12 protein-coding genes are annotated in these 12,744 nt (G+C 44.4%); 3 read left to right on the forward strand and 9 right to left on the reverse strand.

Features of this window, described 5'->3' with window-relative positions; genetic code table 11:
* The 6 genes from argB to OQY15_RS04920 all read right to left on the reverse strand — a co-directional run bounded on the left by argB (position 1) and on the right by OQY15_RS04920 (position 5,863).
* Positions 1-789, reverse strand: coding sequence for an acetylglutamate kinase (argB, locus tag OQY15_RS04895; protein WP_265788458.1), 789 nt, complete (start codon positions 787-789; stop codon positions 1-3).
* Positions 786-1,745, reverse strand: coding sequence for an acetylornithine carbamoyltransferase (locus OQY15_RS04900; RefSeq protein ID WP_265788460.1), 960 nt, complete (start codon positions 1,743-1,745; stop codon positions 786-788). Before OQY15_RS04900 ends, argB begins: the two co-directional genes overlap by 4 nt.
* On the reverse strand, positions 1,742-2,875 hold the full coding sequence (locus tag OQY15_RS04905; protein ID WP_265788462.1) for an aminotransferase class III-fold pyridoxal phosphate-dependent enzyme: 1,134 nt from the start codon (positions 2,873-2,875) through the stop codon (positions 1,742-1,744). Before OQY15_RS04905 ends, OQY15_RS04900 begins: the two co-directional genes overlap by 4 nt.
* A 70-nt stretch (positions 2,876-2,945) precedes the next feature.
* Positions 2,946-3,917 (reverse strand): N-acetyl-gamma-glutamyl-phosphate reductase, encoded by a 972-nt coding sequence (argC, locus tag OQY15_RS04910; protein ID WP_265788464.1) that lies wholly within the window; start codon positions 3,915-3,917, stop codon positions 2,946-2,948.
* Positions 3,907-5,100, reverse strand: a complete 1,194-nt coding sequence (gene argG, locus OQY15_RS04915) for an argininosuccinate synthase (protein WP_265788466.1) — start codon at positions 5,098-5,100, stop codon at positions 3,907-3,909. The genes argC and argG overlap by 11 nt, the downstream gene beginning before the upstream one ends.
* Positions 5,101-5,158: 58 nt before the next feature.
* On the reverse strand, positions 5,159-5,863 hold the full coding sequence (locus tag OQY15_RS04920; RefSeq protein WP_265788468.1) for a GNAT family N-acetyltransferase: 705 nt from the start codon (positions 5,861-5,863) through the stop codon (positions 5,159-5,161).
* Between the two features lie 514 nt (positions 5,864-6,377).
* On the opposite strand from OQY15_RS04920, the gene OQY15_RS04925 reads away from it, so the two are divergent.
* From OQY15_RS04925 to OQY15_RS04935, 3 genes are read left to right on the forward strand one after another with little or no spacing between them, the layout of a single operon-like run.
* A complete protein-coding gene (locus OQY15_RS04925; RefSeq protein ID WP_265788470.1) occupies positions 6,378-7,454 on the forward strand; it encodes an NADH:flavin oxidoreductase/NADH oxidase in 1,077 nt (358 codons plus the stop codon).
* Positions 7,455-7,506: 52 nt separating this feature from the next.
* A complete protein-coding gene (locus tag OQY15_RS04930; protein ID WP_265788472.1) occupies positions 7,507-7,812 on the forward strand; it encodes a YbaB/EbfC family nucleoid-associated protein in 306 nt (101 codons plus the stop codon).
* Positions 7,813-7,826: 14 nt separating this feature from the next.
* A complete protein-coding gene (locus tag OQY15_RS04935) occupies positions 7,827-8,507 on the forward strand; it encodes a metal-dependent hydrolase (RefSeq protein ID WP_265788474.1) in 681 nt (226 codons plus the stop codon).
* Between the two features lie 94 nt (positions 8,508-8,601).
* Here the strand turns inward: OQY15_RS04935 and polA are convergent, their stop codons facing one another.
* The 3 genes from polA to OQY15_RS04950 form a co-directional block, all read right to left on the reverse strand.
* Positions 8,602-11,409 (reverse strand): DNA polymerase I, encoded by a 2,808-nt coding sequence (polA, locus tag OQY15_RS04940; RefSeq protein WP_265788476.1) that lies wholly within the window; start codon positions 11,407-11,409, stop codon positions 8,602-8,604.
* Positions 11,410-11,481: 72 nt separating this feature from the next.
* Positions 11,482-12,177, reverse strand: coding sequence for a CPBP family glutamic-type intramembrane protease (locus OQY15_RS04945; protein WP_265788479.1), 696 nt, complete (start codon positions 12,175-12,177; stop codon positions 11,482-11,484).
* Between the two features lie 2 nt (positions 12,178-12,179).
* Complete coding sequence (locus OQY15_RS04950) at positions 12,180-12,737, reverse strand: DNA-3-methyladenine glycosylase I (protein ID WP_265788481.1); 558 nt, start codon at positions 12,735-12,737, stop codon at positions 12,180-12,182.
* Between the last annotated feature and the right edge of the window lie 7 nt (positions 12,738-12,744).

A 12,744-nucleotide genomic window follows, 5' to 3' on the forward strand; every position in this document is an offset into this window, starting at 1 on the left:
TTAATCTATTAATCTGGTTCCGAATCCGTTCAAATCAATTTGTGGCAGCTCGTCGGCCTTGCCGATATAGACAGCCTTAACCCCTTGCCTGATCGCCTCAAAAGCATTGTGCAGCTTAGGGATCATACCACCAGAAACTACTCCCTCTGCTTTCAGCTGATCAAATTCATTTCGTTTGATTTCTGTAACAAGTGAAAGGTCGTCGTCCACATCGCGGAGCACGCCTTTTTTCTCAAAGCAATACACTAAGCGCGTGTCATAAGCTGAGGACATCGCAACAGCAACAGCTGATGCTATCGTATCTGCATTGGTATTCAGCAATTGGCTGTCACCGTCATGCGTAATCGCACAAAGCACCGGCACCAGACCACTTTTCAGCAGGCTGTCCAGCGTATCCACAGCTACCGAGCTTTCATCCAGGTCACCCACGAAGCCATAATCGATCGTTACTACAGGGCGTTTTGCCGCCTTAATCACATTTCCGTCGGCACCACTGAGGCCAATCGCATTACAGCCTTTTGCCTGTAGTTGCGCAACCATATTTTTGTTGATTAGCCCGGCATAAACCATCGTCACGATGCGAAGCGTTTCAATATCAGTTATCCGCCTTCCTTCAACCATCCTGGGCTCGATACCCAGCGAATGCCCTAGTTCAGTCGCGATCTTTCCACCACCATGAACCAATATCTTATCTCCCGGCAATGCAGTAAAATCGAGCAGAAACTGGTGCAGTTTCTCCGAACTGTCTATTACATTACCACCGATTTTTATGATCGTTAGCTGCTTCATCGCTGTAATAAGTCTTTCAATACCGCCTGTGCGGCCCATAAACGGTTGCCGGCTTCATGAATAACCAAAGAGTTAGGTCCGTCCAGGATTTCTGATGACAGCTCCAGGTCCCTGCGCACAGGCAAACAATGCATTACTTTCGCATTATTTGTATCCTTCAACTTCTCATTGTTCATCATCCATCCGTCAGGATAGGTCAATACCTTACCATATTCTTTAAAGCTCGACCAGTTTTTAACATAGATATAATCAGCACCTTTCAGTGCTTCTTCGAGGTTATACATGATGTTTGCCCCCGGCGTAAAGTCTTCCGACAGCTCATATCCTTCCGGCTGAACGATCGTAAAGTCAAGCATATCCAGACGCTGCGCTTCGCACATCCATTCCGAAAAAGAGTTTGGTACTGCCTGCGGCAATGCTTTCACATGCGGCGCCCATGCCAGTACCACTTTTGGTTTAGCCTCGCCCTTCCAGGTTTCCCTGATCGTTACCAGATCTGCCAGACTTTGCAGCGGATGGCGTGTAGCACTTTCTAAACTTACTACCGGTACACCACAGTATTTAATAAACTTATTGAAGAAATCCTCATTATAATCCTCATCCCTGTTGGTCAGCTTTGGAAAAGAGCGCAGTCCAAGGATATCGCAGTACTGCCCCATTACGGCGGCAGCTTCGCGGATATGTTCCACGGTGGTACCGTTCATGACAATACCATCTTCAGTTTCCAGCGCCCATCCCTCTTTATCCATGTTCATCACCATCACACTCATGCCTAAGTTGATTGCAGCTTTTTGAGTGCTCAGACGCGTACGCAGACTTGGGTTTAGAAAAACAAGTCCTAATGTTTTGTTTTTTCCCAGATGCTGATGTGCATAAGGGTTTTCTTTCAATGCGAGGGCATCTTTTACCAATTGGTCAATGTCTTCAACATCTTTTACAGAGGTGAATTGGTTCATCCTTTTAAGGCAATTTTAAAGTTTTCTAAAAAATGATCGGCTTGTTCTTTAGTCAGGTTTAGTGCAGGCAGCAACCTGATCACATTAGGTTTAGCCTCTCCTGTAAAGATATGTTGTTTAAATAACAAGTTCTTTTTAACCTGCGATAATTCTTCAGGAAGTTCTATACCTATCATTAAACCACGTCCTCTCAGCTCTTTTATTTCTTCAATCTTTCTCAGTTCCGTGATCAGATAGTTACCTGTTTCCTCAGCATTTTTCATCAGGTTGTCCTGCTCCATTACCTCCAGCACTGCCAGTGCAGCAGCGCAGGCAAGGTGGTTACCACCAAAGGTAGTTCCCAGCATATAGTGCCATGGTTTGAATTTCGGCGCGATAGAGATCCCTGCCACAGGGAAGCCGTTACCCATACCTTTGGCCATGGTATATACATCGGCATTTACGTCCGCATAATCATGAGAATAAAATGTACCCGTTCTGCCATATCCGCATTGTACACTGTCCGCGATATATACCGCATTGTGCTCATCACACAGGGCACGTATCAGCTGCAGGAAACTTTTTGAGGCCTCCTTAATACCGCCTACACCCTGGATACCTTCAATAATTACAGCACTGATCTCATTGCCATAGCTCGCAAATGCATCTTTCAGCGCCTGCTCATCATTGTGAGGGAGAAATACAACATTGTCCGTTTCATTTACCGGAGCGATAATTTTAGGGTTGTCAGTAACAGCTACGGCCAGGGAAGTCCTGCCATGAAAGGCACCTTTAAAAGCAATGATTTTTTTTCTGCCGTTATAGAAAGAAGCAAGTTTCAATGCATTTTCATTGGCTTCAGCACCAGAATTACATAAGAAGAGCTGATAGTCAGTCTTTCCTGATACTTTTCCCAGTTTCTCTGCAAGTTCAACCTGCAGGGGAATTTTCACAGAGTTGGAGTAGAAGCCTACTTTAGCCAGCTGCTCTGTTAAACGTTTTACATAATGCGGATGGGTATGACCGATAGAAATCACCGCATGTCCGCCATAAAGATCCAGGTATTCCTGGCCATTGGCATCCCAGACAGTGCTGCCTGAGGCTTTAGTAATTTCTATATCATTTAGAGGGTATACATCGAATAAGTTCATTTTTAAAAGGTTTTATCCCGGATCATCTCCGGGATGATGAATAAAATAAGAATTTTCTGTCTGGCTTTAACTAGAAAGCACTGGCCTTTAAGCGCAGTCCCTGCCGCTCATCCAGCCCAAACATTAAATTCATATTCTGCACGGCCTGTCCGCTGGCTCCTTTTAACAAGTTATCAATGATGCTGATAATTAAAAGTTGGTTGCCATGTTTTTCTACATGCACAATGCCTTTACTCGTATTTACCACCTGTTTAAGATCAATATTATTTTTGCTTACATGGGTAAAAGGATGACCTGCATAATATTCCTCGAATATCACCTGTGCTTCTTCAGCTGTAAGGTCACTTTCCAGGTACATTGCTGCCATGATACCCCTTGTAAAATCTCCGCGCTGAGGCACAAAGTTCAATGGTACATCAAACTGTGCATCCAGCTGAACCAGGCTCTGCCCTATTTCGTTCAGGTGCTGGTGTTCAAATGCCTTATATACAGAAAGATTGTTATTACGCCAGCTAAAATGCGAAGTAGGACTTAATCCCTGTCCTGCACCCGTAGATCCCGTAGTCGCGTTGATATGTACATCCTTTTTGATCAGCCCTTTTGCTGCCAGCGGCAATAAACCCAGCTGAATGCAGGTGGCGAAACATCCCGGGTTAGCAATAAAGCTGGCCCCTTTGATACGCTCCCTGTTCAGCTCCGGCAAACCGTATACCCAGTCTGTGCCGGCAGCTTCTGTCAACCTGAAATCCTGGCTCAGATCGATGATTTTAATCCCTTTCTTTACCGGGTTTTCTGCCAGGAACTTCTTAGCCGTACCATGTCCCACGCACAGGAACAACACATCGATATCCTGTGAAAGCTCCTCCGTAAAACGCAGGTCCGTATCTCCCAGCAGGTCTGTATGTACGTCAGAAATCAGGTTTCCGCCGTTACTGTTGCTGTGCACAAAAGCAATCTCCACATCAGGGTGGTTGATCAGCAGGCGCAGCATTTCGCCGCCTGTATATCCGGCACTGCCAATTATACCTGCTCTAATCTTCATTGCTGTTCACTTTATGCCAGATCATTACCTGGTTACCAAATATTTTAGAGAATCCTTTTACGTCTTCACCACTCCATGCATTGTTCATCTCACCGTAGCTGCCAAATTTGTTGCTCATCAGGTCGTGATCAGACTCAATTCCAATGATCTGGAACCTGTACGGAAGCAGTTCTACGAATACCTTACCGCTAACAGTCTGTTGTGTATCTGCTAGGAAGGCTTCGATGTTACGCATGATCGGATCATGGAACTGACCTTCATGCAACCAGTTTCCGTAGAATGAAGCCAGTTGCTCCTTCCATGACAACTGCCATTTGGTCAACGTATGCTTCTCAAGTGTATGGTGTGCCTTGATGATCACCATTGGGGCAGCAGCTTCAAAGCCTACACGTCCTTTGATACCAATGATTGTATCACCTACATGGATATCACGTCCGATACCGTAAGGCTGCGCCATGGCCTGCAACTTCTGGATCGCCTTTACAGGATCTAACGTTTCACCGTCAATACCTGTCAGTTCACCTTTTTCGAATGTAAGCTCAATTTTGCGGCTTTCAGTTTCCGAAACCTGTGTAGGCCATGCTTCTTCGGGAAGAGTTTCATTGGAAGTAAGCGTTTCTTTTCCACCTACAGATGTTCCCCACAGACCTTTATTGATAGAGTATCTTGCTTTTTCAGCAGTATATTCTACACCATGTTTATTTAAGTATTCTATTTCCGCTTCGCGGGATAATTTCAGATCTCTGATTGGCGTAATGATCTCCACGTTAGGGATAATGATGTTGAAGATCATATCAAACCTTACCTGGTCATTTCCTGCACCGGTACTACCATGTGCCACATAGTCGGCACCAATTTTTTTCACATAATTTGCGATGGCAGTAGCCTGGCTTACACGCTCAGCACTTACAGAAAGTGGATAGGTAGCATTTTTCAGCACGTTACCAAACACCAGATATTTAATACATCCATCGTAATAGTTGGCAGTTTCGTCTACTACAGCATGAGAAGCCACACCTAAAGCGTAAGCTCTTTTTTCGATTTCCTGTAATTCTTCTTCAGAAAAACCACCTGTATTTACAATTACTGAATGGACTTCAAGACCGCGGTCCTGAGCAAGATGAATACAGCAAAATGAAGTATCTAAACCTCCGCTAAAAGCTAAAACTACTTTCTTCTTCATTAGATTATATTTTTATTGATCAATTATGGTAACGTGATGCAAAGCATCACTGGTAAAATTATTTAAAAAATAGCGATGATAACTGGAGAATAGATTTCATTCCTCCTTTATCATCTGATTTAGGCTTAAGCACCAGCCTTTGTTTGATACGCATAAAGCGTTCATACAACTTAGGCTTACGCTGCAGCTCCTCGGCAAATTTCTTGGCCACATCATGTTTCTGTGTAGCAGGGTCATACAACATTGCTGTACACATACAATTTTTGCGGTCCTTCATTTTAAGGATTTCAAAGTTCACACAACTCTGGCAGCCTTTCCAGAAATCTTCATCCTGTGTCAATTCAGAATAAGTTACAGGTTCATAGCCCAGGTCAGAGTTGATCTTCATTACCGCAAGACCGGTAGTTAAACCAAATATCTTGGCTTTGGGATACTTCTGTCTCGATAACTCAAATATTTTCTCTTTTATCGTGTGTGCAAGCCCTACTTTCCTGTATTTCGGACTTACCACCAAACCAGAGTTGGCAACAAACTGACCATGACTCCATGTTTCGATATAACAGAACCCGGCCCATGAGCCATCTTTATGAAAAGCAATTACAGATTTCCCCTCAGACATCTTACCAGCAACATAGTCCGGGGAACGTTTAGCGATACCTGTACCTCTTGCTTTTGCAGATTCAGCCATTTCTTCACAGATCTCTTCTGCAAAAACACGATGTTCAGGAAGTGCAACCTGCACTATAAAATCGTTTATATTCATTAATAGTTAACGAAAAAAAATAAATATTCTGATTAATTGGTTTTGGATGGAGAGGACAAACCTCTTCGATTGAGTATAGATTTAACTCAAATACGGGGTGTATAATTTTGCCGGCTGGTTGTTACATAGATGACAGGCTGCAAACGCTCAATATATAAACTTCTCGCAGCAATATTTTTTGCTGTTACTATCGAAAGTTTATGTGTCGTTTGCTTTATCATTTTCTGTATAAATCCCGCTTTAAATTACTGAAGGTGTAAAGGTTTAAATAAATATTGAGTTGTGCAATGCGTTTTTTATTTTTTTACATTTTGTCAACTCCTGCCTATCTTCTGATCAGCAGTACAAAAGTAGGCTTTATTTCAAAAAAATGCCATAAAATAATATTAATTCTATGTTATTTTTTGCAAGATTCTGCACCCAGTATCTGATTTCTGTCATAACTTATTAGTTAAAACACATATGGGAATTTTTTGTGTTAGTATGATTTAATTTGTACACCTAAAAAAATATCATGTCTAAGTTATTATCTCCCCTGGACATCAAAAATGTCCATTTGAAAAATAGGATTATCGTATCTCCAATGTGCCAGTATTCTGCGACAGACGGTTTTGCCAGCGACTGGCATTTAGTGCATCTGGGAAGCCGTGCCGTAGGTGGTGCAGCGCTCATCATTCAGGAAGCTACTTCTGTTTCTCCTGAAGGCAGGATCTCTCCGTATGATCTCGGAATCTGGTCTGACGAACATATCTCCTTTTTAAAACGCATTACCTCTTTTATTAAAGAAAACGGCGCTGTAGCAGGTATTCAGCTGGCACATGCCGGAAGGAAAGCCAGCTTTGACACCCCATGGAAGGGCAGTAAGCAAATCACCGAAGAAGAAGGTGGATGGATAACGGTGGCTCCAAGTGCGATTCCGCATCAGGAAGGTACCATAGCCCCTGAAGCACTCAGCGCTGAAGGCATAGAAAAGATCCTGGCAGATTTCAGGTCGGCCACCAGAAGATCTGTCGAAGCCGGTTATGAAGTGCTGGAGATCCATGCCGCTCATGGTTACCTGCTCCACCAGTTCCTCTCTCCCCTCAGCAATGAGCGTAGCGATCAGTATGGCGGCAGTTTCGAAAACAGGATTCGGTTTGTGCTGGAAGTTGTGGCTGCCGTACAGGAAGAATGGCCTGCCGAAAACCCATTGTTTGTAAGGATTTCCGCGACCGACTGGGCTGAAGGTGGATGGTCGCCCGAAGAATCGGTAAAACTCTCTGCCATCCTCCGGGATAAAGGTGTAGACCTGATCGACGTGTCTTCAGGTGGCAATGTATCGTACCAGAAGATCCCGCTGTCCCCAGGTTATCAGGTGCCTTTTGCGGAGCAGATCAAAAAAGAAACCGGCGTCCTGACGGGTGCTGTAGGACTGATCACTGAAGCCAGACAGGCAGAGGAGATTCTGCAGGAGGGCAAAGCTGACCTCATCTTTTTAGCCAGGGAACTCCTCAGAGACCCATACTTCCCTCTCCATGCCGCCTATGAACTGGATGAGGAAACACCATGGCCTGTACAATATGAAAGGGCTAAACCAAGAAAAAAAGGATAATTCTTTAAACCAAAAATCCCTTACTTTCGTTTTCAATTAAAACTAACTCATTATGTTCGATAAATTAATGGCTGCTCAGCAAAAAGCTGAAGAAATAAAAAAACGTTTGGATACTGTTTCTGTGTTCGCAGAAGTTGAAGGTGGTGCCATCAAGGTTACTGCAACAGCAAACAAAGCGATAACTGCAATTGAGATCAACGAAGAATTCTTTAAAGATGCTGACAAAGAAGAAGTTGAAGAGCTTCTTCTGACTGCAATCAACAAAGTATTACAGCAGGCAGAGAGCGTGAGCGCTCAGGAAATGCAGGCTGCCACCCAGGATATGCTTGGTGGCTTAGGCGGGATGTTTGGAAACTAAAAACAGATAAAACAATGAAATTCACCTATTACGGACATTCCAGTTTTCTGCTGGAAGCAGATGGCAAAAAGTTTCTTTTTGATCCTTTCATCACGCAGAACCCTTTGGCTTCGGCAATTGATGTAAAGGCAATTGAAGCAGATTATATTTTTATCAGTCACGGTCACTTTGATCACACCGGAGACCTTGTGCTTTTGGCAAACCAAACAGGTGCAAAAGTTATCGCTCAGGCTGAAGTTGCACAATGGGCAGGAAAACAGGGATTAACAAATCTCCATGCCATGAATTATGGCTCCTATAAATTTGATTTCGGAAAAGTACGCATGGTATGGGCTACCCACTCCAGCGCCCTGGGCGACGGCACCTATGGTGGCAATCCCGCAGGTTATGTACTGGAATTAGAAGGAAAATCTATCTATTTCGCCGGTGATACATCACTCAATATGGATATGAAATTGCTGGCTGAATTATACAAGCTGGACTATGCCATCCTCCCAATCGGCGGTAATTACACCATGGACCCGGATGATGCGCTAATAGCTGCAAAATTTGTAAATGTGGACCGTATAGTTGGCGTCCATTATAATACTATGGCTGAGATCACTATCGATACTGAAGCTGCTGTGGCAAAGTTCGCCAGAGAGAATAAACAGTTGTTTTTACCGGCTATCGGAGAAACCATAGAACTCTCGTAAAAAAAAGAAAGCTTGTCTTTCGATGCCTTATGGTGCGTTTCAGCAGCATACAGTATTGAAAAACAAGCTTTCTTTTTTTAAAGAATAAACCAACCTAATGCGCTGCCAGCCAGGTATCGCCCTCACCGATCTCAATCTCAATCGGCACTGTTGTTTCAATAGCTGTCTTCATCCGGTGACTGATGATTTTCTTCATCGCTTCCACCTCTGTTTTCAACACATCAAACACCAGCTCATCATGCACCTGCATCGTCATCTTAGACTGTAGCTTCTGATCTTTGATATCCTGGTGGATATTAATCATCGCAATTTTAATCATATCCGCAGCGGAACCCTGTATAGGTGCATTAATCGCATTTCGTTCCGCAAAGCCACGAACCGTCTGGTTGGCTGAATTGATATCCCTAAGGTATCTTCTTCTACCCATCATGGTCTTCACAAATCCGTTCTCTCGCGCAAAGTTCATGGTATCCGTCATGTATCTTTTGATACCCGGATACTGTGCAAAGTACTGCTCGATCATTTCTGCGGCTTCTTTTCTCGGAATCCCCAGGTTCTGCGACAAACCAAATGCCGACTGTCCGTAGATAATCCCAAAGTTCACTGCCTTGGCATTTCTCCGCTGTGTTGAACTCACCTCTTCAATACCGACACCATAGACCTTCGCAGCTGTAGCCGTATGAATGTCTATTCCGTTATTAAAAGCAAATAACATATTCTCTTCCTTACTGATATCGGCTATAATCCGCAGCTCTATCTGCGAGTAATCTGCCGAGAGCAGCACGTGATTTTCATCCCTAGGGATAAATGCCTTGCGCACTTCTCTCCCGCGTTCTGTGCGGATAGGAATATTCTGCAGGTTCGGGTTGTTGGAACTCAGCCTGCCGGTTGCTGCTACAGCCTGGTTATAACTGGTGTGGACACGTCCTGTTTTTGGGTTCACCAGCTGAGGCAGAGCGTCGACATATGTAGACTTCAGCTTCTGCAACTGGCGGAAATCAAGGATATCTTTCACAATATCACTCTTATGTGCCAGGGCAGACAAGACATCTTCGCCCGTCTGATACTGACCCGTTTTTGTTTTCTTGGCCTTGGGATCAAGCTGTAGCTTATCAAAAAGGACCTCTCCCAGTTGCTTCGGCGATGCCAGATTAAATACCACACCTGCTTTGTCGTAAACACTTTGTTCAAAACGGCGGATATCAGTTTCCAGCTCAGCAGAGTAACTGATCAGCGTTGGCATATCAATCCTCACTCCCTCTTTTTCCATATCTGCCAGCACATACACCAGCGGATTTTCTATGTTGGCCAGCAGCTCTTCTGCATTGAGATCTTTAAGAATCGGTTTAAAGACATTTGCCAGCTGCAGCGTTACATCAGCATCTTCTGCTGCATAATCCACCACTTTTTCCACCGGAACATCTCTCATTGTACCCTGATTTTTACCCTTAGGACCAATCAGAGAAGTGATGGAAATCGGTGTATACCCCAGATAATTCTCGGATAACACATCCATATTATGGCGCGTATCAGGATCAATCAGGTAATGTGCCAGCATTGTATCAAACAACCTGCCTTTGATCTCCACATTATACCATTTCAGTACCAGGATATCATATTTAATATTCTGCCCGGTCTTGGCGATGTTCTCATTTTCCAATACCGCTCTAAATTCGTCTACTATTGCCTGTGCTTCCTGCTGATCTGCAGGAACCGGAATATACCAGCCTTTTCCCACTTCTATACAAAAGGATAAACCCACCAGCTCAGCCGTATTGGCATCGGTGCCCGTGGTTTCAGTATCAAATGATATATCTGCCTGCTGCAGTAAGAGCGTAATCAGCTCCTTCCGTTTCTCAGGCGTATCGATCAGCTGGTAATCGGGATTGGTATCCGCGATCGTGCGTCCTGCTGCAGGTTGTTCAAATAAATTGGGAAGCTGCTCAAACTTCTTTATCTGCGGCTGCTCTGCGGTATTTCCAAACAAGTCTGTCTGCTGCGAGCCAGTCCCTTTTGCATCCCCGATATTGAAGCCATCGCCAAATACCCGGCGACCCAATGTTCTGAATTCCAGTTCCGCAAACAGAGGCTCCAGCAACTCCTTGCTTGGCTCTTCCAGTCTTAGAGAAAGCTCATCAAAATCAACAGGAACATCCAGTATAATCGTAGCCAGCTTTTTGGAAATCAGTCCCTGCTCAGCAAAGTTCTCCACGTTTTCACGCTGCTTGCCTTTCAGCTCATGAGAATTTGCAATGATATTCTCCATAGAACCGTACTGTTTGATCAGTGATTTTGCCGTTTTCTCCCCAATGCCGGGAATACCTGGTATATTATCTACCGCATCCCCCCAGAGACCCAGGATATCAATCACCTGCAGAACATTCTCAATCTCCCATTTCGCCAGTACCTGCGGAACACCCATGATCTCCATTTCATTACCCATGCGGGCAGGTTTATAGATGAAGATATTCTCCGAAACCAGCTGTGCAAAATCTTTATCAGGTGTCATGCAGAAAACCTTGAAGCCATCTTTCTCCGCTTCTTTAGCCAGCGTACCAATGATATCATCAGCCTCATAACCATCCTTAGTGATCACCGGAATATTAAATCCTTCGATGAGTTTAAAAATGTAAGGCAGCGCCGATGCCAGGTCTTCCGGCATGGCCTGGCGATGAGCTTTGTAGGCCACAAAATCTGTATGTCTTTCTGTAGGTGCTTCCGTATCGAAAACTACAGCAATATGACTTGGTTTTTCCTTTCTCAGGACTTCCATTAAGGTATTGGCAAAACCCATTACGGCCGAGGTATTTATACCGGTAGACGTAAATCTCGGAGTTTTACTTAATGCAAAATGCGCCCTGTAAATTAGCGCCATACCATCAAGCAGGAAAAGTTTCTTCATTGATTGTTTATTTTAATGATTGCCCCTCAAAGTTAACACCTGCAATTTACGAAACCTAATCAGCAGGGATCTTTACTGCTTCATGAATACAACAATCACGAAGAATAAATTGTAAAGCGAATGCAGGGCGATGGCATATTTCAGTCCATAAAACATCCTGGTAAAACCCAGCATCAGGCCTATTGCCAGCTGCGGCAGCGTATAGAGCAAGCCATAGGGCAACAGGGCAATTCCCCTTTCGTAGTTTGCCAGATGAACCAGCGCAAAACAAAGGGCTGTAAGATGAAAATGCCAGGGAAAGAGACGCTGCCACAGGTTAAACTTTCTGGCCACACTGCCGGCAACCGTAAAACGGTAGATCAGGAAGAGGATCCCGAAAATCAGCGGACTGATCAGGAAGCCCCAGTAGGTTTTTACAAGCGCAGCAAGCAATAGACCGAAGATCAGTGAGATGAACACCAGCATGCCCGAAAATCGTGTCAGCTGCGCCCTGAATACCAGCTCTTCGAGCACAGGGGCCACCAACACAGCCCCTATAAAGAATTGGAATTGCGACATATCATTGTGATCCAGGATACTCGGTCCGGGATCAGGAATCAGCTTCATCTGAATCAGCAAATGTGAAAAATATCCCCCCATGAACCCTACAAAGAGGCAGATCACCGTCAGCTTTGCCAGGATGAGCAAAGGGTTTTTCAACTTACCCGGAACCGAATGCAACCAGGGCCACTTGCTGTACCACAGGAAGAGCAAGAAAATGTTGACCATCCCTATTTTGCTATACAGCCATCAATATGATCATTCACCATTCCCGTTGCCTGCATATGTGCATAGCAAATTGTGGTGCCGAAGAATTTAAAACCCCTCTTCTTCATATCCTTACTGATCGCATCAGATATGGCTGTCCGCGCCGGAACATCTGCCAGGGAATTTATTGTATTGTTGAGCGGTTCGCTGCCCGGCATAAATCCCCAGAGATAATCTGCGAAGGAGCCAAACTCTTTTTGTACCGCGATAAATAATTTTGCATTGCTGATGGCGGCATTGATTTTGAGCCTGTTCCTGATAATCCCGGTATCATTCATCAGCCGCTCAGCGTCATCCTCAGTGAAGGATGCTACTTTCTGTACATCAAACTCCGCAAAAGCTTTTCTGTAACCTTCGCGCCTGCGCAGAATAGTAATCCAGCTTAACCCCGCCTGGGCACCTTCAAGAATCAGGAACTCAAATAAAACATGGTCATCACGAACAGACTTACCCCATTCTTCATCATGATATTTGATATACAGCGGATCATTTCCGCACCATCCACATCGTATTGGTTCCATAACTACG

It is taken from the genome of Pedobacter sp. MC2016-15, from assembly GCF_026239695.1.
Classification (GTDB): domain Bacteria; phylum Bacteroidota; class Bacteroidia; order Sphingobacteriales; family Sphingobacteriaceae; genus Pedobacter.